Origin of the sequence: Pseudomonas sp. B10 (assembly GCF_900156235.1) — a bacterium.
GTDB lineage: Bacteria > Pseudomonadota > Gammaproteobacteria > Pseudomonadales > Pseudomonadaceae > Aquipseudomonas > Aquipseudomonas siliginis.
In genome coordinates, this window is record NZ_LT707063.1 from 500,738 (window position 1) to 522,711 (window position 21,974).

Genomic DNA, 21,974 nt, shown 5'->3' on the forward strand with positions numbered 1-21,974 from the left:
GTGAAAGGGTGGCATTTTAGCCACAGTTCGTAACCGATAGTGAACCCTCAACTGTGAAAAACTGTCTTGCGCGTTTGCGTGTAAAGCTCTAGCCCACTTGAATCCATACAAACGCCCGTTGCTCATTTCGATGGAACCACGCTTGGCACGCGCTCCTCTATCGCTTACCAATAACGGAGGAACCCCCATGATCGCCCCAGAAACCGGTATGAAACCAGGTCAGCGCTATCGCATTGAGAGCGTCGAGCGCGCGCCGCAATTCTCTGGCTTTTTTCTCGATGGAAAGTATTTCCTGGGACCTGAGTTGCAGACCGCCGTCGGCTGGCTTGAAGGGCAAATGTTTTTCTACGACCAGCTCGACCCGACCGGTGAGCCGGTTTATCCGGGCAGAATTGCCGGCACGATCGAAGGGCTGACGTTGGTAATGCCGGACGGCTTACGCCTGGAGATCGAAGAAGCGCCTTATCTGGCGGAACCTGCCGCACCTGTACGCGCTTCCCTCGCCGGGCGCATTGAGCGTATCTCGCGGCAGCCGATTCGCCCTTCGCCGCTGTTGGTAGCCGGGGCCGCGATGTTGGTAGGAGTTTGCCTGCTGACGATCTCGCGCATCAGAAATCGCTGACGGCCACCGCGCAAGCAGTGGCCCAACTATCGGTCACTGCTCGCGGGTTACCGTCAGTGCGACCACGGCGATTCGCTCGGCGCGCTCGTATTCAGGCTTGAGCAGTTCCTCACTGAACACATCCGGATCGAGCTCACGATAAGTCCAGCCGAAACGCTCGCCCTTGAGCAATGGCGCCACCGCTTCGCGGAACGGATCCTGCCCGCCCACGATCGCCACGCCGGTGTACACCAGCAACGTGCCGCCGACTTCCAGACGCGGCAACGCCTCACGCACGATCCGCACCGACAAACCCTCACCCAGCGCCCCGCCGCCGTGGCGATAAGCGCGCTGTTGTTCGTCGTTCATGTACGGCGGATTGGCGATGATCAAGTCGAACTGACCCTCGACACTGGCGAGTAGATCGCTGTGGTACACCGACACGTTGTTGGCCCCGGCCAACTCGGCGTTGACCGCACTCATGCGCAACGCCTGCGGATTGATGTCCACCGCCAGCACCTCGGCATCCGGGCGCGCCTTGGCGATCAGCACCGCCCCGGCTCCGCTGCCGCAGCCGATATCCACTGCGCGTCTGATCGGCGAAAAGCGCTGCTGCAATTGCGCTTCGATGGCCTGAGCAAAACGATAAGTGTCCGGGCCAAAGAACACCGCATCGCTCGCGGTGGTCGGAAACGCCGAGTGGGCGAATAACCGGTTATTCAGCGTCGACCAGCGCACACGACTGCGCCACACCGCGCCATCGCGTTCGACTACGCCGGCCTGCTCCAGCGTGGCCAGTTCCTCTGCGCGAAATAGCTCTGAAGGAAACGGCATCGACCAACCAAACACATCGCGCAGATCCTTGGCCAGCGGCGTGGCAAAGCGTTGGAGATAACGTTCATGGGTCAATGGCGTTGGAGTAATGAAGTGATAACCGCTGTCGAGCAGGCGCTTGCCCAGCTCGAACAGCGCTCTGTCCGATGTTTCTTGTGCCGACATGAAGCCTCCTTGTTTCAACGCAAGCGGGCGCGCAGTTGGATGAAGCGACGCGTCGCGAAAAGTCCGGCCGGACGCCAGTGCCGCTGGGGTTGCAGCCACGGCATCAACAACGCCATCTGCTCGGCGGCAGGTTTGTCAGCCAGTGCGGCTTCGAGGTTGAGCAGATCGGCGTCATCGTCGAAGGTTTCTTCGACGGCAGCTTCGCGGCGCACATAAGGCCGAGGCCGGGAGGCCGGGCAATCCTGAGTGATCCAGTCGCGCAGCAGCTGTTTTTCATAGCCGTTGAACACACCGAACATCGCCGCGTCGCTGCCGTCGATCAAACGCCAGAAACGACTTTCTTCCACCGCCTCGCCGCGCTTGATCCAGCTTTTGCGCTCCAGCGCCGACAGAAACTCGCCCATCTGTCCCGGCGTGGCCAGCCATTGATTGATGGTGCGGTTTTCGATGCGGCAGTAGTCGGAATGCATGTGCCGGCCAAACACCGCCTTGCGCTCAAGCATGGCGATGACTTCGTGGTCCAGATCGAACTCTGTAATCACGGCGGTTGTGCCCTTGCCGATGTCATTGAGGCGATAACCGACGGCCATGCGCCGATAGAACTCATCGCGCTCTTCTCCCAACGGCATAAGTTCGAGCATTGATTGCACAGCCTTGCGCGCGTGCCCGGTGCTGGCGTTGTCGATGGTCACATGCAGGCGGAAATAGTGCGGATCGATGCCCAGCTCTGCCAATTCATAAGCACTGATCAGCAGATGCAGAGGTAGTTGTTCGTAGCCGAGATTGAAACCGATAACTTCAGGCAAAAACTGCCCGCCGAAACGTCCCAGTGCCAACTGCACCGCGCCTTGCAGAAAATACTCGTCGGCAAGACCGCTCAGATCGGAGCAGTCATGCTCGGCGAGCAGCTTGCGATAGATCACCACATGATTCTGCCGTGGCACGCCCTCGCCCAGCTCTTCCAGATAGGTATCGAGCAAATCGTCGAAACGCGGGTCCTGCCACTGCGGCAGCAGCCCGGCGAGCCAAGCGCCATCGACCTCTTTGGTCGGTGCCACGTGCAAGATAAAATACAAAGCGTGGGATTTGTTGCGGAAATAGCGGCGCGGCGCGCCCTGCTGACGCTGTTCGAGGTAATCGGCGTATTCGGCAGCGACGCTGGCGCAGCGGGTTTCCGACCATTGCAGCAGCTCTTCGGCGCTGGCCGGCAAATCGTCGGACAGCGCAGCCGCCTTGCTCAGTTGCCGGCGCAGGAAGTCCAGTGCCGCGCGATCAACCGTTGAGTCTTCCGCCAGCAATCGGTCATAGAGCCGGCGCTCGGTATCCGCCAGCGTGGATGTTTTACCCGAAGACTTCCTGGTCGGGATTTCGATCAGCGACATGACTCATTCCCCTGCGTTATTGGCATTGCCTATAAACGAAAGAGTGATTGGCGCTGAAAAAAATTCCTTTTTTGTGCGGGGCGATGCGCTCAGTGGTGTGGATGGTTGACTAACCCAAAGCCGTGTCGAGAAACATCATCACGCCGAAGCCAAGCATCAACCCGAGCGTGGCCGGTGTTTCGTGGCCGTTGCGGTGAGTTTCCGGAATGACCTCGTGGGACACCACGAAAATCATTGCACCAGCGGCCAGGCCCATCGCTACCGGGAAGCCCAAGGCGAAGCTGTTGGTGATGCCCAAACCGATAATCGCGCCCAACGGTTCCATCAATCCTGACGCAGCGGCAATCAACGCCGCACGCACTGCGGAAATGCCGGTGACCCGCAGCGCCAGCGCAACAGCCAGTCCTTCTGGAATGTCCTGAATGGCGATCGCAGTGGTCAGCGGCAAGCCGATTTTCATGTCGCCGGTGGCGAAGCTGACGCCGATCGCCATGCCTTCCGGCAGGTTGTGCAGGGTGATCGCCAGCACGAACAGCCAGACCCGATTGAAGCGCTTGGCTTCCGGGCCGCGCCGGCCGCTCTTTTCATGTTCGTGAGGAACGAAGCGGTCGAGGCCGACCATCAACGCCACGCCCAAGGCCATGCCGGCCACAACGACGGCAGCGGCGAGCATGGGACTGCTCACCGCTTCCTTCGCCGCCGCAATCCCCGGCAGGATCAGTGAAAAGGAACTGGCAGCCAGCATCATCCCTGCCGCAAACCCGAGCATGGTGTCCTGGGTTCGCGAAGTAATCGCGCGCAACGCCAGGGCCAGCAACGCACCGACTGCCGTGGCGGCAAAACCCGACAGCCCGCCAAGGGTCGCTAGGCGTAGCGTGTCGCGGCCGGTACTGACCAAACCGGTGTAGCCGCTGATCAACAGCAACACGGTTACAACGATCAGGGTGAGCCAGAAAATCCGCCCTCCCCAGCCCGTACGCGTCAGGCTGACGAACCATGCGCGCACGGGGGCGGCGAACGAAGATGACGGTAGCGCCATGAAAATTCCTCGGTTTCAGGTGGCCGGTACGAACGGCGCGGTTTCATCCAGTTGCGCCAGCGGAACATCGCTGCCACCCGGGGTCAGAATCACCTTGCGGCATTCTTCCTGCTTCTTATTGAAGATCTTGTAACCCTCGGCCGCCTGCTCCAGCGACAGCCTGTGGGTGATGATCGCATCGGGCTGCAACTTGCCGGTTTCGATGTAGCCAAGCAGCTCCGGCAGAAAACGCTGTACGTGAGTCTGGCCCATTTTGAAGGTCAGGCCCTTGTCAAAAGCATCGCCGAACATAAAACCGTGGATGAACCCGGCATATACGCCCGGGACGCTGACCACACCACCGCGCCGGACGGCGGCGATGCACTGGCGCAAAGCCTTGCCGCTGCTGCCTTCAAGCTTGAGTGTAGCCATGACCGTTTCGGTGGTGCTGCCCTTGGCTTCAAGGCCGACGGCATCGACCACGGCATCGACGCCGCGATGGCCGGGAGTCTGGCTGGTAATAGTGTCGGCCGGGTCATCGTCTTCATCGAAGTTGATCGGAATCACGCCGTAGGTGCGCTGGGCATAATCGAGGCGGTACTGGTGGTGATCGACCATGAAGATCAGCTCGGCACCGAGCATTCTGGCGCAGGCTGCGGTGAGCAAACCGACCGGTCCGGCGCCGTAGATCGCCAGACTCGAACCCTGTTTAACCCCGGCGTTGATCACCGCTTGCCAGGCAGTCGGCAGGATGTCAGAGAGAAACAGCACTTTTTCGTCCGACAGCGTGCCCGGCACCTTGAACGGGCCGGTATTGGCTTTCGGCACGCGCACCAGTTCCGCCTGGCCACCGGGAATCCCGCCATACAGACGGCTGTAGCCGAACAGCGCTGCTGGCGGCGGAATCATTTTCTTGTTCAGCGCCGCGCCGGGACCTTCATTGGTGGTCTCGCAGGCGGCGTAAAGCTCTTGCTGGCAGAAGAAGCAATCGCCACAGGCGATCACGAACGGAATCACCACACGGTCGCCGCGCTGCACGGCGGTGACGGCTGGGCCGGTTTCTTCGACGATGCCCATGAACTCATGGCCAAAGATATCGCCGTGCTCGACGGTGGGTATTTTGCCGCGGTACAGGTGCAGGTCCGATCCGCAGATGGCGGTGGCGGTGACGCGCAGGATGATGTCGTCGGCGGCTTCAAGTTTCGGGTCCGGTACGGTTTCGACGCGCACGTCATGGGCGCCGTGATAGGTCATTGCTCGCATGGCTTGGTCCTCACTCGATTGAACGAAAATGGCTGCTGCTCCACTTTCGGAAGTGAAAATGGCCGAGTGAGTTCATTCGGGTTTTCGAGATTTTGATCAGCGGATATCGGGGACTTCTCGGACGAGCCGATGCGTACGCCTGTTTGCCTGCCATATAACTGCCGTCTGAGTTATGCGACAATGCGCGCCAATGTCCAACAAGAACCCCGTACTCGTCGCTCAGCAGCTTGCCTTCAACGGCCCCAGTTGCGGACGGCTTATGCGCGTTGGCTCAACTCAAGCACAGACTGGGGGGAGCTGGAAAAGCTCCAGATTGGTACTCAAGTTTGTACCAGGCACCACAGACCAGCTCTAACCCATTGATAGGTAAGGTAATTGATCTCCACAGCTAACATCACGATGCAGTTTGGCGCCAAGCCGCTGTTCGAAAACGTTTCGGTCAAATTCGGCGCAGGCAATCGCTACGGCCTGATCGGTGCCAACGGTTGCGGCAAGTCGACCTTCATGAAAATCCTCGGCGGCGATCTCGATCCGTCCGGCGGTCAGGTCATGCTCGAGCCGAACGTGCGTCTGGGTAAGCTGCGCCAGGATCAGTTCGCCTACGAAGAATTCACCGTGATCGACACCGTGATCATGGGTCACGAAGAGCTGTGGAAGGTCAAGGCCGAGCGCGATCGCATCTACTCGCTGGCTGAAATGTCCGAAGAAGACGGCATGGCCGTTGCCGAGCTGGAAACCGAGTTCGCCGAGATGGACGGCTACACCGCCGAATCCCGCGCCGGCGAATTGTTGCTGGGTCTGGGTATCCCGCTGGAACAGCATTTCGGCCCGATGAGCGAAGTCTCGCCAGGCTGGAAACTGCGCGTGTTGCTGGCGCAGGCACTGTTCTCCGATCCGGAAGTGCTGTTGCTCGACGAACCGACCAACCACCTGGACATCAATACCATTCGCTGGCTGGAAAACATCCTGACCCAGCGTAACAGCCTGATGATCATCATCTCCCACGACCGTCACTTCCTGAACAGCGTGTGCACGCACATGGCTGACCTGGATTACGGCGAGCTGCGCCTGTTCCCGGGCAACTACGACGAGTACATGACCGTGGCGACCCAGTCCCGCGAGCAACTGCTGTCGGACAACGCCAAGAAGAAAGCGCAGATTTCCGAACTGCAATCGTTCGTCAGCCGCTTCTCGGCCAACGCCTCGAAAGCCAAGCAGGCCACCTCCCGCGCCAAGGCGATCGACAAGATCCAGCTGGCCGAGGTCAAGCCTTCCAGCCGCGTCAGCCCGTTCATTCGATTCGAACAGAACAAGAAGCTGCACCGTCAGGCGGTCATGGTCGAGAAAATGGCCAAGGGTTTCGATGGCAAGCCACTGTTCAAGGACTTCAGCTTCCAGGTTGAAGCCGGCGAGCGCGTTGCGATCATCGGCCCGAACGGTATCGGCAAGACCACCCTGCTGCGTACCCTGGTCAACGAACTGACCCCGGATGCCGGTAGTGTGAAATGGACCGACGCCGCCGAACTGGGCTACTACGCTCAGGACCACGCTCACGACTTCGAAGACGACGTCACCCTTTTCGACTGGATGGGTCAGTGGACCCAGGGCGAGCAGATGATTCGCGGTACTTTGGGCCGGATGCTGTTCTCCAACGACGAGATCCTCAAGTCGGTCAAGGTCATCTCCGGTGGTGAGCAAGGTCGCATGCTGTTCGGCAAGCTGATCCTGCAAAAGCCGAACGTGCTGATCATGGACGAACCGACCAACCACCTGGACATGGAATCGATCGAGGCGCTGAACCTGGCGCTGGAAAACTACCCGGGCACGCTGATTTTCGTCAGCCACGACCGTGAGTTCGTATCGTCCCTGGCCACGCGCATCATCGAGCTGAGCCCGAACGGCGTGACCGACTTTAGCGGCACTTATGACGACTACCTGCGTAGCCAGGGCGTCGTTTTCTAAGAGCAGCTTTTAGTTTCAAGCGACAAGTTAAAAGCCCTGTCCGTGTGACGGGGCTTTTTGCATTCGGCGTTTGGGAATTGTGGGTGCGCAGATATTCGCGAGCAGGCTCGCTCCCACAGGGGAATTGATCGTTCCCACGCTCTGCGTGGGAATGCAGCCCGGGACGCTCCGCGTCCCAACAGCGGACGCAGAGCGTCCATGGCGGCGTTACCACGCAGAGCGTGGGAACGATCAATACGATCATTAAGGCGAAGTAGTTAGCCTGCTTTCTTTTATCCCGGCCCCGCGCCATGATGTCGGCAACTCTCCCACCGCCGCCCGCGAACGAGTGCTCATGTCTGCGCAGCCACTGCCACCGCAAAGCTCCCTGGCGATCACCCTGCAGATCGTCTCCATCGTTTTCTACACCTTCATTGCCTTCCTCTGCATTGGTTTGCCGATTGCGGTATTGCCCGGTTACGTCCATGAGCAACTGGGTTTCAGCGCGATCATTGCCGGCCTGGTGATCGGTTCGCAGTACCTCGCCACCCTGCTCAGCCGGCCAATGTCCGGGCGCATGTCGGACACGCTCGGGACCAAGCGGGCGATCATTTATGGCTTGTGGGGGATTGTTCTCAGTGGCGCGCTGACGTTGCTGTCGACCTTGCTGCAAAGTTTTCCGCTGACCAGCCTGTTGATCCTGATCGCCGGGCGCCTGCTGCTTGGCATTGCCCAAGGCCTGATCGGTGTCGGCACCATCAGTTGGTGCATGGGCCAGGTCGGTGTCGAGCACACGGCAAAATCCATCGGCTGGAACGGCATCGCCTCTTACGGCGCGATCGCAATTGGTGCGCCTCTGGGCGTGGTGATGGTTGCCGAATATGGCTTTGTCAGCCTTGGCCTCGCGCTGTCGGCGTTGGCGGCAGGTGCGCTGTGGTTGATCCGCAACAAGCCTTCGGTGCCGGTGATTCGTGGTGAGCGCCTGTCGTTCTGGGCGGTGTTCGGCAAGATTGCGCCGTACGGCACCAGCCTGACGCTGGCCTCGATCGGCTACGGCACCCTGACCACCTTCATCACTCTTTATTACCTCAACCGAGGCTGGACCGGCGCGGCGTACTGCCTGACCGTGTTTGGCGTGTGTTTCATTCTCTCGCGATTGCTGTTTATTTCGGCCATCGCCCGGTTTGGCGGGTTTGCCTCGGCCATCGTTTGCATGTCGGTTGAAACTGTCGGGCTGGTGATGTTGTGGCTCGCGCCCTCCACTGCGTATGCGTTGATCGGCGCAGGGCTGGCCGGGTTCGGGCTGTCACTGGTGTATCCGGCGCTGGGGGTGGAAGCGATCAAACAGGTGCCGAGTTCCAGCCGTGGTTCAGGGTTGGGGGCTTATGCGGTGTTCTTCGATCTGGCGCTGGCGATTGCCGGGCCATTGATGGGCGCGGTGGCGTTGAATCTGGGCTATTCGTGGATTTTCTTCAGCGCGGCGTTGTTGTCGGTGACCGGTTTGGGCCTGACCTTGTTGCTCAGGCGTCGTGCACTTCCCTGAAAACAGACAATTCAATCTCCGTGGGAGCGAGCCTGCTCGCGAAGGCGTCGTGTCAGAGAAAGATGCGCTGGCTGACTCACCGCTTTCGCAAGCAGGCTCGCTTCCACAGGGGAATGCGGTGTTTGAGTTATTGATCCGCCGTTTGCATCCCGGCCCGTGTCGATCTGCCCAGCGCATGGGCAAAAAACCGTCCGGCCTCGGAGATCAGGTTGCGATGAATATCCTCGCGATCCACCCCGTCGGCATCGGTGCACAACGCCGGCATGGCGCGGATCTGCTCTTCGGTGCACGGCGCCATGAACACGAAGTGCCCTGCTCCGGCCAGCAATTTGAAGTCCGGCGCGGTGGGCAGTTTACGCGCCAGGGCCGCAGCATTTTTATCGAAGGCCACCAGTTTGTCGCCGTCGCCGCTGTACAGCAGCACCGGTACGTGCACATCGGCGAGGGTGTGGCGGCCGAACTTCAGGCTCAGCGGCGCCATGAGCAATAAGGCGTGAACCCGTGGATCGGCCACCGGCTGCAAGTCATCGCGATCGACAATCAGCTCGCCCTGGGTGTTGCAGGCGTCGTGATCGTCCGGGCGTTCCTGGCAATAGCGGCGCAGACGATCCAGATCCGGTTGCGCCCCGGAAAGAATCAGCGCGGTCTCGCCACCGGCCGAATAACCGATCACACCAACCTGATCAGCATTGACGAACGGTGCCAGCATGTTGTCGCCGAGGGTGGCGGTGATCGCTTGGGAAATCTGGATTGGCCGGCCGTAGAGATTGCTCAACGTGCCAAGTCGGCTGTGGTCGCGCCAGTTGTCGCCGGGATGAATCACCGCAACCACGACAAACCCCTTGCGCGCCAGCGACGTCGCCAGATCATGCAAGGCCAGCGGCGTGCCGGTATTGCCGTGGGAGAGCATCAACATGGGAAAGCGGCCGATGGCGACTTTGGTGTCTTCTCCAGCCTCGACCGAATAGCCCTCAAGCAAGCTCATGTGCTCGCGGTCACTGGAGGGGTAAAAAGCGATGGCGCGCATCGGTTGCAGATCGAGCGGGTCGAGAAAGGTCATCTCGTGATAACCGACGCTCCAGACAGGGTGGCGCCCCGGTGCGGCCTGCACTGAATTCAGGCTGCCCAGCAGGCAAATCAGCAACATTGCACAAAGATGCCTCATGAATGCCCCACCCTGTCGGACCACATCGTCGGATGTGCTGAAACTGCATAACCCGGGCCAGATAATGTTACAGCCAGAAACAAAAAACTCCGTATTCAGCCCTTGCGGAACCAGAATACAGAGTTTTTTGGGGATTGCCTGAACAGTCGCTGTTCTTTACGCAAGCCTTACGCGGCGGCGAACAGTTGCTCGCTGATCTTCGCTTGCGCAGCGCTCATGGCGTTGTTGCGCACTTCTTCGCCATAGGCCAGACCTTCAGCGCGGACGATTTCGATATCGGTGATGCCGAGGAAGCCCAGTACCAGCTTCAGATACTCTTCGTGAGCGATGCCGCTGGCCTGACCGGCATGGATGCCACCAGAGGTCGACACAATCACCACTTTCTTGCCGCCGCACAGGCCTTCAGGGCCGGCTTCGGTGTAGCGGAACGTCTGGCCGGCGACGGCGACGCGGTCGATCCACGCTTTCAGTTGGGTTGGCACGGTGAAGTTGTACATCGGCGCGGCAATCACCACGGCGTCGGCAGCGATGAATTCAGCCAGGGTCGAAGCGCTCAGCTCGGCTTCGTGCTGTTGCGCAGCGTCGCGCAGTTCGGCGGTGGTGCCAGCGGCAACCAGCGTGGTCGACGAGAAGTGGCTGATCGCATCGGCGGCCAGGTCGCGGTAGGTAACCACGGCGCTCAGCTCGGCGGCTTGCCAGGCGTCGACGACTTGACGGCTCAACTGACGGGAAGCCGAGTTGTCGCCGAGAATGCTCGAATCGATGTGCAACAGTTTCATGTGGGTTCTCCTGAAAGAATCGCCGGCGGCGACGGAATGAAGACAATCCTACGCAACAAACCAATAGCTGATTAGTCGCCGACAATGCGATAGTTCGTCCCATTGATAGAACGACTGGAACCTCGCATGCAGGACCTCAACGATCTCTACTATTTCGCCAAAGTGGTCGAAGCCGGCGGATTTGCCGCCGCCGGGCGCCTGCTCGGCATTCCCAAGTCACGGCTTTCAAGAAGAATTGCCGAGTTGGAAGAGCGCCTCGGTGCACGTCTGCTGCAACGCACCACTCGGCAACTGAGCCTCACTGCCGTGGGCGAACGCTATTTGCGCCACTGTCAGGCGATGCTGCTGGAAGCGGAAATGGCTGACGAGGCGGTGGCGAGCATGTCCAGCGAGCCTCGCGGGCGCTTGCGGGTATCGTGCCCGACCGGTCTTGCCCATGAAATGCTGCCGACGGTGATCAGCGATTTCCTCGGCAAGTTTCCTCAGGTGCAGTTGGAGGTCGTCCTGCTCAACCGCCGGGTCGATCTGGTCACCGAAGGCATCGATGTCGCCTTGCGTGTGCGCGATCACGGCGATGAAGACCCGTTGCTGGTCACCCGGCGCTTGCGGCAGGCGCAAGCAGTGGTGATCGCCAGCCCGGCGTTCATGCAAGGCAAGACCATCACTCATCCGCAGGACCTGAAAAACCTGCCGGTACTCGGCGCGCTGGAAGCCGACCGCATGGTTCATGTGCGTCTGCTCGATCAGCAAGGCAAGAGCGTCGATCTGAGCATGGAAGCGCGGCTGGGCATTGATGACTTCGTGGTGCGCAAGGCCTGCGTGCTCGCCGGTCAGGGCTTTACCGTGCTGCCGATGATGTTCTGCGAAACCGAATTGCGTAACGGCACACTGGTGCAAGTGCTGCCGCAATGGTCATTGCCTGGCGGCTGGCTGCAAGCGGTCTATCCGCACAGGCGCGGGGTAATGCCAGCGGTGCGCGCATGGATCGATCACCTGGTCGAATCGTTCAATGCCTGCGGGGATCGATTTCTATGAAACAGGGAAGAATGAGCGAAGCCGAAGTTGCCGAGTTTTGTCTGGCCCTGCCCGGCGCGCGGGAAGATTACAAATGGGGCGGCGTGCGGGTGTTCTCGATTGCCGGCAACAAGATGTTTGCCTTGCAGGGATTACGTGGGGATTCGCTGGCGTTCAAGGTCGACAAGGATCTGTTTCTCGGCCATTGCGACCGCCCGGGGATTCATCCGGCGCCGTATCTGGCGCGGGCGCAGTGGATCATCATGCACCCGCCCTACCCACTGGGTGCCGAGGAGTTGCAGGGACTGTTGCAGCGATCGCATCAACTGGTGGTGAGCAAGTTGCCTAAGAAAACCCAAATCGGCCTGCTTTTGTAAGCACGCAAATCCTGTTGGAGCGAGCCTGCTCGCGAAGGCGGTTTGTCAGGCGATTGATCAGCGAGGATGAGATTGCGTTCGCGAGCAGGCTCGCTCCCACAGGGGATTTTCGGTGGACGTTAGATCAGCGACAGCAGGTTTGAACCGAGGAAAATCTGGTCAATCCAGAACACCTGATGCAGCAACACGATCGCCCAGAACAGAATCTGAAACGATACCTTGCGCGTTTTGTGCCGGAATACCTGCTGCGCGATCAAAGCACCCGGCCAGCCACCCGCCAGTTCAACCGCATGCAGGATGTTTTCCGGCGTGCGCCAGGCGTCGGCGCGGGCTTTGCGTTTGTCGGCCCAGTACAGAAAGAACGCCAGCACACTGACAATCCCGTACGCCGCCAGCGGCACCCGCGAGATGTTGCTGAGCCACATCGACAGCGAGCCGAACAGCGGCAGCGCGCAGACGATCAGCAACACCACAAGCTTCAATTTCAGATGCTGAACGCGCCCGCCTGAAGGTCGCCCCTCAGGGCGGCGCGTGCGGGAATCGTTCATGCCTTGGCCGCCGACCAGTCCACCCAGCCGAACTGCCAGGTCGCCAGAATGAACAGGCCGAAGGCAATCCGGTACCAGGCGAACGCTGCATAACTGTGGCTGCCGATGAACTTGAGCAGGCCGCGTACAGCGATCATGGCGAAGATGAACGCCGTGACAAAACCAATGGCGAACACCGGGAAATCCGCCGGCACAAACAGGTCGCGGTATTTGTAGCCCGAATACACCGCCGCACCGACCATGGTTGGCATGGCGAGGAAGAACGAGAACTCGGTGGCCGTCTTGCGCGACAGGCCGAACAGCAAGCCACCAATGATCGTCGAGCCGGAACGCGAGGTGCCGGGAATCATCGCCAGGCATTGCGCGAAGCCGATTTTCAGCGCGTCGGTCCAGCGGATTTCATCGACGGTTTCGGCATGCACTTCATGCTGGCGCTGTTCGGCCCACAACATGATGATTCCGCCGATGACCAGCGCCGCCGCCACGGTGATCGGGTTGAACAGGTATTCATGGATCAGATCGGCAAAAATTACGCCGAGCACTACGGCCGGCAGGAAGGCGATCAGCAGGTTGGCGGTGAAACGCCTGGCGCTCGGCTGGGTCGGCAGGCCGATCACCACGTCGAGGATCTTGCGGCGAAACTCCCAGACCACCGCGAGGATCGCGCCGAGCTGAATGATGATGTTGAACGCCATGGCCCGCTCGCCGCCGAAGTTCAGCAAGTCGGCGACGATGATCTGGTGTCCGGTACTCGAAATGGGCAAAAACTCCGTCAGCCCTTCTACAACTCCTAGAATCAGTGCCTGCAAGGCGGTCCAAAGATCCATCAATCCCCCAAAGAGCGATGCACGCGGGCATGCCCCGATAGTATTTTTTCGTTCACTGCGTCCAGCGTAGCCGGTAAAAGCTGTAGCGATTGCGCGCGCACAGGATCCACACGAAACGGTAAAAATTCCGTGAAATATCAAAACCGGATTCAGGTTTTCGCGCGCGGGGCCGAAATCCTAACAGACAAGCCTTAATAGCGCTCCCCGCGTTAGGCGGCTCAAGTCGCGCAATCGCGAGCCCACAGCGGTGGCTGGATGCTGGCGATCGTTTATTACAAGAACAAGAATCCGGAGTGACAGCGTTATGAACAGCTTGCGCAGTGTGTCGATCAGCCGACGCTTGTGGCTCATCTTGATCGTGGCGGTGGTCATGTTGCTGACCTTGGGCGTGCTGATGCTCAAGCAGATCCATGACGACCTCTACCACGCCAAGGCGCAGAAAACCCAGCACGTGGTGCAGACCGCCAGTGGCCTGCTGACTTATTACCAAGGGCTGGAAACCGCTGGGACCCTGACCAGGGATGCCGCGCAAAAGCAGGCGCTGACCGCGATCCGTGGCCTGCGCTACGACCAGAGCGACTACTTCTGGATCAACGACCTCACGCCCGTGATGGTCATGCACCCGACCAACCCCAAACTCGAAGGCCAGAACCTTTCGGCGATCCGCGACCCGGACGGCTTTGCGGTGTTCAACGAAATGGTCGCCATCGCCAAGGCCAAAGGCGCGGGCATGGTCAATTATCGCTGGCCGAAACCGGGGGCGACTGATCCCGTTGCGAAGACTTCGTACGTGAAATTGTTCGAGCCGTGGGGCTGGGTAATCGGTTCCGGTGTTTACGTCGACGATGTTCAGGCGGAATTTCAGGAACAAATGATCAAGGCGTCGGCGATCGGCCTGGCGATTGCGCTGATCATGGCGCTGCTGGTGATCCTGATCGCACGCAGCATCGTCCGTCCGTTGCAGGAAACCGTGAATGCGATGGCCAACATCGCCAGTGGCGAAAGCGACCTGACCCGCAGCCTCGATACCCATGGCAAGGATGAAGTCACCGAACTGGCCCATCACTTCAATGCCTTCACCGCCAAGCTGCGCCGAGTGATTGGTGATCTGCAGGTCTCAGCCAGCGCTTTGGGCCTGTCTTCCAGCGAGCTGGGTAACGATGCCTCGCAGGCGCAGCAGCGCAGTCAGCAGCAGTCGCAGCAGATGGAATTGGTGGCCACAGCGATCAACGAAGTCACCTACGGCGTGCAGGACGTGGCGAAAAACGCCGAACACGCCGCCGCAGAAATGCGCGATGCCGAAGCGCAGGCGCAACAGGGGCAGATCAATATTGACGGCAGCCTGCAACAGATCGACAAGCTCTCGGGCACGATCGATCAGGCGGTGGAAGTGATCCGCACCCTGGCAGCGGAGAGCACGCAGATTGGCAGCGTACTGGAAGTGATTCGTTCGATTGCCGAGCAGACCAATCTGCTGGCCTTGAACGCGGCGATTGAAGCGGCGCGTGCGGGTGAACAGGGTCGCGGGTTCGCCGTAGTCGCCGATGAGGTGCGCTTGCTGGCCCAGCGTACGCAGAAATCGACGGCGGAGATTCAGTCGATGATCGAGCGTTTGCAGAATCATTCGGAGGCTGCGGTGAAGGTGATCGGCGACAGCAGCAAGGCCTCGCAATTGACCATCGAACAGGCGGGACTGGCCGGGGCGAGCCTTAATGCAATTGGCCAGGCGTTGCGTAATCTCAACGGCCTCAATGCGTCGATTGCCAGCGCTACGTTGCAACAGGCGCAGGTGGTTGAGGACATCAACCAGAACGTGACGCAGGCGGCCGGGCTTTCCCATAGCACCGCGCTGGCAGCTGAGCAGTCCAGTGCAGCCAGCCTGCGGCTTGGGCAACTGAGCGAACAGCTCAACGGGTTGCTGCGTCAGTTCCGGGTCTGAACCATAACCTGTGGGAGCGAGCCTGCTCGCGAAGGCGTCGGGCCAGTCAGTGGAAGAAGATGTCGACTGGACAGGCCCTTTCGCGAGCAGGCTCGCTCCCACAGGGTACTTCTGTGTCTGGGCGAATGCAGTACAATCCGCCCCCTTCTCAACTCCCCCAAGGATCACTCATGTCCGGGCTTGAACTGTTTGCCGCTGCCCTCGGTGTCATCGCCGTGTGGCTGACGGTCAAGCAGAATCCGTGGTGCTGGCCGATCGGGCTGGTCATGGTGTTGCTCTACAGCTGGATCTTCTTTGAGGTGAAGCTGTATTCGGACATGTTGCTGCAAGTGATCTACGCCGCACTGCAGATCTACGGCTGGTGGCAATGGACCCGCGCCGGGACGATGCATGACGGTCGCCAGGTTACCCGCCTCGATGCACGCTCGATGGTGCTCGGCCTCGGCGTTGGGGCGATCGGCAGTGTGTTGCTAGGCGCGGCGATGGCGCACTGGACGGACGCCGCACAGCCGTGGCTCGATGCCGCGCTCACCGGCTTCAGTCTGGTCGCGCAACTGTGGATGGCGCAAAAACGCCTGCAATGCTGGGCGCTGTGGTTCGTCCTCGATGTGATCTTTGTCGGCCTGTTCATCTACAAAGGCCTGTACCTGACCGCCGCCCTGTACGCGCTGTTTACCCTGCTCGCCGTGCAAGGCTGGCGGGAATGGCGCGCCGATCCGGCATTGCGCACATGAAAGTCGTCGTTCTCACCGGCCCGGAATCCACCGGCAAGAGTTGGCTGGCGGCAGGGTTGGAGCAGCGATTCGGCGGCGTGCGTGTTGATGAATATGTTCGTCGGTTCATCGAAGACAACCCACGCGACACTTGCCTTGCGGATATCCCTGATATCGCCCAGGGCCAGTTGCAATGGGAAGATCAGGCGCGCGCGAAACAGCCTCCACTGCTGATTCTCGACACCCACCTGCTCAGCAACATCCTCTGGAGCCAGACTCTGTTTGGCGACTGCCCGGCCTGGCTGGAAACGGAGTTACTGGCGCGCCATTACGACCTGCACCTGCTGTTGTCACCGCAGCAAGTCGACTGGACCGAAGACGGCCAGCGCTGCCAACCGGATCTTGCGGATCGCCTGGCGTTCTACGAAGCCACCCGCGTTTGGCTGATCCAGCACCAACAGCCGTTGCAAGTGATCGAAGGCAATTGGGCCGAGCGCCAGACACAAGCCTTTGCGGCGGTCGAGCGTTTGCTGTCCAGATAAGCCGCCCGGCGGCTTTTAACGCAAAACTGTCCGTTTTTGAAACACTCCCGACCGCGCAAAGGCCCCGCCCAAGCGTCATTCATCATTGCGTCACGTGATCTGTTACGCCGATGAAACACCTCGGCGCAAACCCTTGTTCCAGAGCTTTGCGGCGCCCATTGCCCCTCAAGCGATCCGCCCTGTGTCTCAGCGCTGAAACAGTGCCCGCAACAGGGAACTTCCCAGAGCATGTAAGCCGTTGGAATAACTAGATAATTCAAAACCGGCACAGCTTTCGCTCTCTTCTTCACAACGCTGAATAACCCAGCCCACTGAAGAAGGAATTGCAGCCGTGGGGAATTTCAATAAAGGCCTGACCTGCCTCCTGCTGATCGGATCAGCCGCCAGCGCATTGATCAGTGTCAGCGCCCAAGCCGAAGGCAACGGGGTGATCGTCCTCAACCGCGACGTTCAACCCATCGCGATCGGTCGCAATGGCGGCAAAGACCCCTATCCGACCACGGTCAACGCCAACCCTTCGGCGCGGATCAACCAGACCCTCAGCAGTACCGAACTCACTGACGGTGATTTCGCCAGTGTCGCCAGCGGCTCATCGATCCGCGGCAACATGACCACGCCCAGCTCCAACCTGCCCGGCATGAACACCCTGACCAACCAGAACGGCCTGCCCGGTATGCGCACTGGCAGCGGCGGTGGTTCTGGCGCCTCGATCTCCAACACGGTCAACCGGGCGATGAGCACCGGGCTGGCGCCTCTGACTCGCATGGCCGGAGGCCAATGACATGAATCGCACCCTGCTGCTTCTCGCCCTGCTCGGCTGCACCAGCGCCATGGCCGATTCGGCTTCAGTCAACAAAGCAAATATTCAGGATTCCGGTGCGCAGTATCGCGGCAACTTCAACGTCAATCAGGCCGCCGGTGACCAGATGCAGCAAGCCAACACCAAGGCGATTGCCATCGGCACCGAAGCCCATGCCACCACCGGCGTCAGGCAAACCATCGACACGCCCGCCAGCCGCGCCATCGACGCGAGCGCCAATATCGGCGGCAACTCTTTCAGCAATGGCAACGGCATCCTCGGTGTGAACCAGGGCGCCGGTGCCAACAATCAAATGGCCAACGTAACGCGCGTCAGCATCAGTGCCGGCCCGCAAAGCGTTGACGACAGCGCCCTTTCGCAACAGAACGTGGCGTTTTTACCGAGCTCAGGAGCAACTGGTACCTCAATCGGCAGTCGCCAGGTCACGACCAGTGATCAGGCCTTCACCGGCAGCCGCGGGGTAATCCAGGTGAACCAGAGTGCCGGGGTGGGGAACCGCATGGCTAACACCCTGAGCATCCGGGTCGCAGACTGACCCAAACAAAAAGCAGTGCAATTAGAAAAGTCCCAACACTTAACCAACTAATAAGCACGACGGAGAAACAACCATGAAACCTACAATGGCTCTCAAACCACTGGTTTTCGCACTCGCAGCAGTGATGGCAATGGCAGCACAGGCCGACGGTCGTGGTAACGGGCATGGCAATGGACACGGCAACGGTCACGGCCAGCCACAAGGTCCGAATCTTGAACAACTGCTGCAGATCACCGCAGGCGCCGGCGCCGCTGTACTCGACGCACAAAACAGCGACGGCAACGTGGTGAAAAACCAGGGCACCCTGAACAACGCCAATGCCAGCGACTCGCTCAACGGCTCCAACGGCAACATGGGTGCCAACGTCGCCGCTGGCGACGGCAACCAGCAGGACAACGCTGCTGCACTGGCCACCGCTGACGAAAGCTTCATCTTCGGCAATGCTGTTGCCGCCTCGAGCGCGACTCAGGTGAACAACAACAACTATGTGAAAAACTCTTCCACCTTCAACAACGCCACGCTCAGCAATGCAGGCAACAATGGTTCCGGCAACATCGGCATCAACGTGAGCTCGGGCAACTTCAACCAACAGAAAAACAACCTCGCCATCGCCGTTTCCGGTGGTCGTGTAGCGCAGGCCGCTGCCTCTGCCAACCAGTCCTCGACTGGCCTGGTCGTGGAAAACAAAGGCGTGCAGGCTTACAAAACCGACACCCTTACCGGTACTTATGCAGCCGCTGGCGTGTTCAAAGCCAAAGGCACTGCGACCATCGAAGACGACAACGACCATGGTGGCTGGGGTAACCGTGGCGGCGGCCATGGTGGCAACGATGATCAGAAAGCCAAGTTCGAAGCCGTGGGTACTTTTGGCCTCGCTGGCGTCACCACCCAACAAGTGTTGACCAAAGATGGCTGGAAAACCCCTGTCGTCAACAACGCCAACATGACCAACTCGATGAACAACTTCTCCGGCAACGGCGGAGCCAACGTCTCGGCGGGTGTGGGCAACCAACAAAGCAACTCGCTGTCCATCGCCGCAGGTTGCAAAGCCTGCATGTAATCGCGATCGAAACGAAAGCCCCGGCAACGGGGCTTTTCCTCGGTTCCACAAGGCGTATTCGATCATGCGGACTCCTGCCCTCCTCGCTCTGCTTTGTCTGTGCGGCCTGACTCAGGCGGCCCAGATGCCCATCGCTGCCCTGCCGGGTGGTGTGCTGGTCTACAAGGACGTGCAAAGCATTCGTGAGCGCAAGTTTGCCGACATCGTCGAACAGAAAACCGACTTCAGCTGCGGCGCTGCTGCACTGGCGACGGTCCTGCGCCAGGCCTATTGGCTCGACGTCGATGAGGAGCACATCATCAAAGGCATGCTGGTCAACGCTGACCAGGACCTGGTGCGAACCCAGGGTTTCTCCATGCTCGACATGAAGCGCTACGTAGAAAGCATCGGCATGCGCGCCCGTGGCTACCGGATCCCGCCCGAAAAACTCGAAGCGGTGACCATTCCGGTGGTGGTTCTGATGGACATTCGTGGTTACAAGCATTTCGTCGTCCTGCAGCGTTCGGACAAGGATTGGGTCTACATCGGTGACCCGGTTCTCGGCCACAAGCGCTACAAGCACGACGACTTTGTCAAAGGTTGGAACGGCATTGTCTTTGCCATCGTCGGCCCCGGTTACGACAAGGCCAACGCCTTGCGCAGCCCTCCGGTGCCGCTGACGGCGAAGAACTCGCTGGACAGTTTCAACCCGGTCAAAGATGCGGAATTGATGGATTTCGGGTTCATTCAGAGCGACTTCTTTTAATCGCCGAGTTAGAGAATGGGACTGGATGTCCCGGGAGCAGCAGATGAAAAGCTCATACTGGCTGGCCGCCGCCTGCCTGGCAGCGAGTGCGTCAGGTTTAGCCCATGCCGGATTCAAACCCATCGAAATCAAGGACCAGGAGCTCGCCGAGCTGCGCGGTCGGTACGTCATGCCGGGGCGGATCATCAGCTTCGGCATTGTCATGAGCAGCACCTGGCGCAACGCCAGCGGCGACTTGATCGGGGCCGCGACCTCGATGCAGATCCAGGCTGCAACCGTCAAACCGGAATTCTATGTCTCGACCATCAAGGAGTCGGGCAACGGCAGCACCCCCACCTTGGGCACCGGCACTGTAATCGGCGGCGCCGGCCTCAACAGTAGCCAGGGCGTTACGCAGAGTGTGCGCGCGGCGGGCGATGGCAATACCGCCAACAACAACGTCGCGATCAACGTCAGCGAAGCCAGTCAGGCCCCGGCACTGGTGCCGTCGCAGGGCCAGGCCCTCATCGCCGGGCAGACCATCAGCGGCAGCAACGGCGCCGGCAGTGTCGCGGTTTCGGCCAATGGCGGTGGCGTGCAAATGGCCATTCAGGCCAGCGGCAATCAAGGCACAGCACTGCAACAGGTCGCCCAAGGCGGGCTGCTGCAGAACACCCGTTTGCTGGGCAGCGCCAACGTGGTCAACAACCTTACGCAACTCAACGTCGTACTTAACAATAACGGCAGAAGCGCCGGTGCACTGGATTGCAACCTGACCCAACTCGGGGCGCTACGCAATATCGGATATTGAACTACGCTGAGTCTCGATCATTGGGCTTAAAGGGACGGCTTATTCATGTATCGATCAGTATCACTGCGTGCCGCAGTGTGTTTGAGTACCCTTCTCCCGGCGGCAATGCTGCAAGCAGCACCCGACGCCGATGTAGAAGCCCTGAAACGGGAACTTCTGGAACTGAGACAACGATACGAACAACAACAACAAGCGCTGGCGGTACTTGAACAACGGGTCCGCCAGGTAGAAGAAACACCCGCCGCCCCACCGCCAAAACGGCTGGCGAAATCGCCGTCCGACATGAAAGGCAATCGCGTCGCTACCGGAGCCGCCACAGGCACTGGTGCGGCCGCTGCATCGGGAGGCGCCGCCGGGGGCAGTGGCGCTTCCTACGGTCAATCGCTGGCCGATGATTCACAACCGGCGCAGAGCGTGTCCAACCTGTATGACGAAGCCAGCGGTTTCTTTGGCGGCGGCAAGTTCAGCGTGGAAACCGGCCTGACCTATTCGCGCTACGATACCCGCCAGTTGATCCTCAACGGTTTCCTCGCGCTGGATTCGATTTTCCTCGGCAACATCAACCTCGACCGGATCAAGGCCGACACCTGGACCCTGGACCTCACCGGCCGCTACAACTTCGATAACCGCTGGCAGTTTGACCTGAACGTGCCGGTGATCTATCGCGAGTCGACGTATCAATCCGGCGGCGGCAACGAGGGCGCGGCTGGCGTAACAACAGAAGAAACCGTCACCAAGGATCCAACCATCGGCGACGTCAACTTCGGTATCGCCTACAAGTTCCTCGACGAATCGGTCAACACCCCGGACGCCGTCGTCACCTTGCGCGTCAAGGCGCCGACCGGCAAAGACCCGTTCGGCATCAAACTGCGCCAGACCGACGCCAACTCCAACCTGTTCGTCCCCGACACCCTGCCCACCGGCAACGGCGTCTGGTCGATCACGCCGGGTATCTCGCTGGTCAAGACGTTCGACCCGGCGGTGCTGTTCGGCAGCCTTTCCTACACCCACAACCTCGAGGAGTCGTTCGACGACATCAGCTCTACGGTCAATCAGAAAAACCCGGGCAAGGTTAAGATTGGCGACAGCTTCCAGATCGGCGCCGGTATCGCCTTCGCGCTCAACGAGAAGATGAGTATGTCGTTCTCGGTCTCCGACCTGGTGCAACGCAAGAGCAAGCTGAAACAGGACGGCGGCGATTGGGAATCGGTGGTGTCCAGTGATGCCAACGCCGGTTACTTCAACGTCGGCATGACCATCGCAGCCACCGACAACCTGACGATCGTGCCGAACTTGTCGATCGGCATGACCGATGATGCGCCGGACTTTTCGTTCAGCCTGAAATTCCCGTATTACTTCTAAAGCAAAGCAAA

Annotated in this window: 22 protein-coding genes; 14 read left to right on the forward strand and 8 right to left on the reverse strand. The window is 59.9% G+C overall.

What is annotated here, in order from left to right; translation table 11 throughout:
- The first annotated feature begins 187 nt into the window (after positions 1-187).
- Positions 188-622 carry a short chain dehydrogenase gene (locus tag BXA01_RS02210; protein ID WP_076562986.1) on the forward strand — a complete coding sequence of 145 codons (435 nt, stop codon included), beginning with the start codon at positions 188-190 and terminating at the stop codon, positions 620-622.
- Positions 623-655: 33 nt separating this feature from the next.
- On the opposite strand, the gene BXA01_RS02215 is transcribed toward BXA01_RS02210, so the two are convergent.
- The 4 genes from BXA01_RS02215 to BXA01_RS02230 form a co-directional block, all read right to left on the reverse strand.
- Positions 656-1,600 (reverse strand): methyltransferase, encoded by a 945-nt coding sequence (locus BXA01_RS02215; RefSeq protein WP_076562988.1) that lies wholly within the window; start codon positions 1,598-1,600, stop codon positions 656-658.
- Positions 1,601-1,614: 14 nt separating this feature from the next.
- A complete protein-coding gene (locus BXA01_RS02220) occupies positions 1,615-2,982 on the reverse strand; it encodes an iron-containing redox enzyme family protein (protein WP_076562990.1) in 1,368 nt (455 codons plus the stop codon).
- A 109-nt stretch (positions 2,983-3,091) separates the two neighbouring features.
- Positions 3,092-4,021, reverse strand: a complete 930-nt coding sequence (locus BXA01_RS02225; RefSeq protein WP_076562992.1) for a ZIP family metal transporter — start codon at positions 4,019-4,021, stop codon at positions 3,092-3,094.
- A 15-nt stretch (positions 4,022-4,036) separates the two neighbouring features.
- Positions 4,037-5,263 carry a zinc-dependent alcohol dehydrogenase gene (locus BXA01_RS02230; RefSeq protein ID WP_076562994.1) on the reverse strand — a complete coding sequence of 409 codons (1,227 nt, stop codon included), beginning with the start codon at positions 5,261-5,263 and terminating at the stop codon, positions 4,037-4,039.
- Positions 5,264-5,638: 375 nt separating this feature from the next.
- On the opposite strand from BXA01_RS02230, the gene BXA01_RS02240 reads away from it, so the two are divergent.
- Both BXA01_RS02240 and BXA01_RS02250 read left to right on the forward strand, forming a co-directional pair.
- On the forward strand, positions 5,639-7,225 hold the full coding sequence (locus BXA01_RS02240) for an ABC-F family ATPase (RefSeq protein WP_016774693.1): 1,587 nt from the start codon (positions 5,639-5,641) through the stop codon (positions 7,223-7,225).
- A 334-nt stretch (positions 7,226-7,559) separates the two neighbouring features.
- The gene (locus tag BXA01_RS02250; RefSeq protein WP_076562998.1) at positions 7,560-8,747 is read left to right on the forward strand and encodes an MFS transporter; all 1,188 of its coding nucleotides are present in this window, start codon (positions 7,560-7,562) and stop codon (positions 8,745-8,747) included.
- Positions 8,748-8,874: 127 nt separating this feature from the next.
- Here BXA01_RS02250 and BXA01_RS02255 read toward each other — a convergent pair whose 3' ends face one another.
- Both BXA01_RS02255 and BXA01_RS02260 read right to left on the reverse strand, forming a co-directional pair.
- Complete coding sequence (locus BXA01_RS02255; protein ID WP_076563000.1) at positions 8,875-9,912, reverse strand: alpha/beta hydrolase family protein; 1,038 nt, start codon at positions 9,910-9,912, stop codon at positions 8,875-8,877.
- A 167-nt stretch (positions 9,913-10,079) separates the two neighbouring features.
- Positions 10,080-10,691 carry an FMN-dependent NADH-azoreductase gene (locus tag BXA01_RS02260; protein WP_076563002.1) on the reverse strand — a complete coding sequence of 204 codons (612 nt, stop codon included), beginning with the start codon at positions 10,689-10,691 and terminating at the stop codon, positions 10,080-10,082.
- 126 nt (positions 10,692-10,817) lie between these two features.
- Here BXA01_RS02260 and BXA01_RS02265 point away from each other — a divergent pair, with 126 nt between their 5' ends.
- A complete protein-coding gene (locus BXA01_RS02265) occupies positions 10,818-11,726 on the forward strand; it encodes a LysR substrate-binding domain-containing protein (RefSeq protein WP_056785936.1) in 909 nt (302 codons plus the stop codon).
- Positions 11,723-12,082, forward strand: a complete 360-nt coding sequence (locus tag BXA01_RS02270) for an MmcQ/YjbR family DNA-binding protein (protein WP_016774690.1) — start codon at positions 11,723-11,725, stop codon at positions 12,080-12,082. The genes BXA01_RS02265 and BXA01_RS02270 overlap by 4 nt, the downstream gene beginning before the upstream one ends.
- Positions 12,083-12,201: 119 nt before the next feature.
- Here the strand turns inward: BXA01_RS02270 and BXA01_RS02275 are convergent, their stop codons facing one another.
- Together BXA01_RS02275 and BXA01_RS02280 are read right to left on the reverse strand one after the other, a co-directional pair.
- Positions 12,202-12,630 carry a DUF1294 domain-containing protein gene (locus BXA01_RS02275; RefSeq protein WP_076563003.1) on the reverse strand — a complete coding sequence of 143 codons (429 nt, stop codon included), beginning with the start codon at positions 12,628-12,630 and terminating at the stop codon, positions 12,202-12,204.
- Positions 12,627-13,457: an undecaprenyl-diphosphate phosphatase gene (locus tag BXA01_RS02280; RefSeq protein ID WP_016774688.1), complete on the reverse strand. Its 831-nt coding sequence runs from the start codon at positions 13,455-13,457 to the stop codon at positions 12,627-12,629. Before BXA01_RS02280 ends, BXA01_RS02275 begins: the two co-directional genes overlap by 4 nt.
- A gap of 304 nt (positions 13,458-13,761) precedes the next feature.
- Between BXA01_RS02280 and BXA01_RS02285 the strand changes: the two genes are divergently transcribed.
- From BXA01_RS02285 to BXA01_RS02325, 9 genes are all read left to right on the forward strand, one after another.
- Entirely contained in the window at positions 13,762-15,396 is a 1,635-nt protein-coding gene (locus BXA01_RS02285; protein ID WP_076563005.1) for a methyl-accepting chemotaxis protein, read from the forward strand.
- 170 nt (positions 15,397-15,566) lie between these two features.
- The gene (gene pnuC / locus BXA01_RS02290; RefSeq protein WP_076563007.1) at positions 15,567-16,130 is read left to right on the forward strand and encodes a nicotinamide riboside transporter PnuC; all 564 of its coding nucleotides are present in this window, start codon (positions 15,567-15,569) and stop codon (positions 16,128-16,130) included.
- The gene (locus BXA01_RS02295) at positions 16,127-16,651 is read left to right on the forward strand and encodes an AAA family ATPase (RefSeq protein ID WP_076567611.1); all 525 of its coding nucleotides are present in this window, start codon (positions 16,127-16,129) and stop codon (positions 16,649-16,651) included. The genes pnuC and BXA01_RS02295 overlap by 4 nt, the downstream gene beginning before the upstream one ends.
- Positions 16,652-16,982: 331 nt before the next feature.
- A complete protein-coding gene (locus BXA01_RS02300) occupies positions 16,983-17,432 on the forward strand; it encodes a hypothetical protein (protein ID WP_041479690.1) in 450 nt (149 codons plus the stop codon).
- Position 17,433: 1 nt separating this feature from the next.
- Entirely contained in the window at positions 17,434-18,006 is a 573-nt protein-coding gene (locus BXA01_RS02305) for an adhesin (protein ID WP_076563009.1), read from the forward strand.
- Between the two features lie 73 nt (positions 18,007-18,079).
- Complete coding sequence (locus BXA01_RS02310) at positions 18,080-19,066, forward strand: heme utilization protein (RefSeq protein ID WP_076563011.1); 987 nt, start codon at positions 18,080-18,082, stop codon at positions 19,064-19,066.
- Positions 19,067-19,130: 64 nt separating this feature from the next.
- On the forward strand, positions 19,131-19,811 hold the full coding sequence (locus tag BXA01_RS02315) for a C39 family peptidase (RefSeq protein WP_073474518.1): 681 nt from the start codon (positions 19,131-19,133) through the stop codon (positions 19,809-19,811).
- Between the two features lie 43 nt (positions 19,812-19,854).
- Complete coding sequence (locus tag BXA01_RS02320) at positions 19,855-20,601, forward strand: hypothetical protein (protein WP_073474520.1); 747 nt, start codon at positions 19,855-19,857, stop codon at positions 20,599-20,601.
- 45 nt (positions 20,602-20,646) lie between these two features.
- Positions 20,647-21,963 (forward strand): hypothetical protein, encoded by a 1,317-nt coding sequence (locus tag BXA01_RS02325; RefSeq protein WP_076563013.1) that lies wholly within the window; start codon positions 20,647-20,649, stop codon positions 21,961-21,963.
- The last annotated feature ends 11 nt before the right edge of the window (positions 21,964-21,974 follow it).

What these genes read in the sequence shown, in the direction of transcription:
- BXA01_RS02250 (WP_076562998.1), top strand. Translation starts at nt 7,560, where the DNA reads ATGTCTGCGCAGCCACTGCCACCGCAAAGCTCCCTGGCGATCACCCTG.
- BXA01_RS02295 (WP_076567611.1), top strand. Translation starts at nt 16,127, where the DNA reads ATGAAAGTCGTCGTTCTCACCGGCCCGGAATCCACCGGCAAGAGTTGG.
- BXA01_RS02325 (WP_076563013.1), top strand. Translation starts at nt 20,647, where the DNA reads ATGTATCGATCAGTATCACTGCGTGCCGCAGTGTGTTTGAGTACCCTT.
- BXA01_RS02305 (WP_076563009.1), top strand. Translation starts at nt 17,434, where the DNA reads ATGAATCGCACCCTGCTGCTTCTCGCCCTGCTCGGCTGCACCAGCGCC.
- BXA01_RS02265 (WP_056785936.1), top strand. Translation starts at nt 10,818, where the DNA reads ATGCAGGACCTCAACGATCTCTACTATTTCGCCAAAGTGGTCGAAGCC.
- BXA01_RS02275 (WP_076563003.1), bottom strand. Translation starts at nt 12,630, where the DNA reads ATGAACGATTCCCGCACGCGCCGCCCTGAGGGGCGACCTTCAGGCGGG.
- BXA01_RS02215 (WP_076562988.1), bottom strand. Translation starts at nt 1,600, where the DNA reads ATGTCGGCACAAGAAACATCGGACAGAGCGCTGTTCGAGCTGGGCAAG.
- BXA01_RS02270 (WP_016774690.1), top strand. Translation starts at nt 11,723, where the DNA reads ATGAAACAGGGAAGAATGAGCGAAGCCGAAGTTGCCGAGTTTTGTCTG.
- BXA01_RS02260 (WP_076563002.1), bottom strand. Translation starts at nt 10,691, where the DNA reads ATGAAACTGTTGCACATCGATTCGAGCATTCTCGGCGACAACTCGGCT.
- BXA01_RS02285 (WP_076563005.1), top strand. Translation starts at nt 13,762, where the DNA reads ATGAACAGCTTGCGCAGTGTGTCGATCAGCCGACGCTTGTGGCTCATC.
- BXA01_RS02320 (WP_073474520.1), top strand. Translation starts at nt 19,855, where the DNA reads ATGAAAAGCTCATACTGGCTGGCCGCCGCCTGCCTGGCAGCGAGTGCG.
- BXA01_RS02225 (WP_076562992.1), bottom strand. Translation starts at nt 4,021, where the DNA reads ATGGCGCTACCGTCATCTTCGTTCGCCGCCCCCGTGCGCGCATGGTTC.
- BXA01_RS02220 (WP_076562990.1), bottom strand. Translation starts at nt 2,982, where the DNA reads ATGTCGCTGATCGAAATCCCGACCAGGAAGTCTTCGGGTAAAACATCC.
- BXA01_RS02255 (WP_076563000.1), bottom strand. Translation starts at nt 9,912, where the DNA reads ATGAGGCATCTTTGTGCAATGTTGCTGATTTGCCTGCTGGGCAGCCTG.
- pnuC (WP_076563007.1), top strand. Translation starts at nt 15,567, where the DNA reads ATGTCCGGGCTTGAACTGTTTGCCGCTGCCCTCGGTGTCATCGCCGTG.
- BXA01_RS02280 (WP_016774688.1), bottom strand. Translation starts at nt 13,457, where the DNA reads ATGGATCTTTGGACCGCCTTGCAGGCACTGATTCTAGGAGTTGTAGAA.
- BXA01_RS02230 (WP_076562994.1), bottom strand. Translation starts at nt 5,263, where the DNA reads ATGCGAGCAATGACCTATCACGGCGCCCATGACGTGCGCGTCGAAACC.
- BXA01_RS02210 (WP_076562986.1), top strand. Translation starts at nt 188, where the DNA reads ATGATCGCCCCAGAAACCGGTATGAAACCAGGTCAGCGCTATCGCATT.
- BXA01_RS02310 (WP_076563011.1), top strand. Translation starts at nt 18,080, where the DNA reads ATGAAACCTACAATGGCTCTCAAACCACTGGTTTTCGCACTCGCAGCA.
- BXA01_RS02315 (WP_073474518.1), top strand. Translation starts at nt 19,131, where the DNA reads ATGCGGACTCCTGCCCTCCTCGCTCTGCTTTGTCTGTGCGGCCTGACT.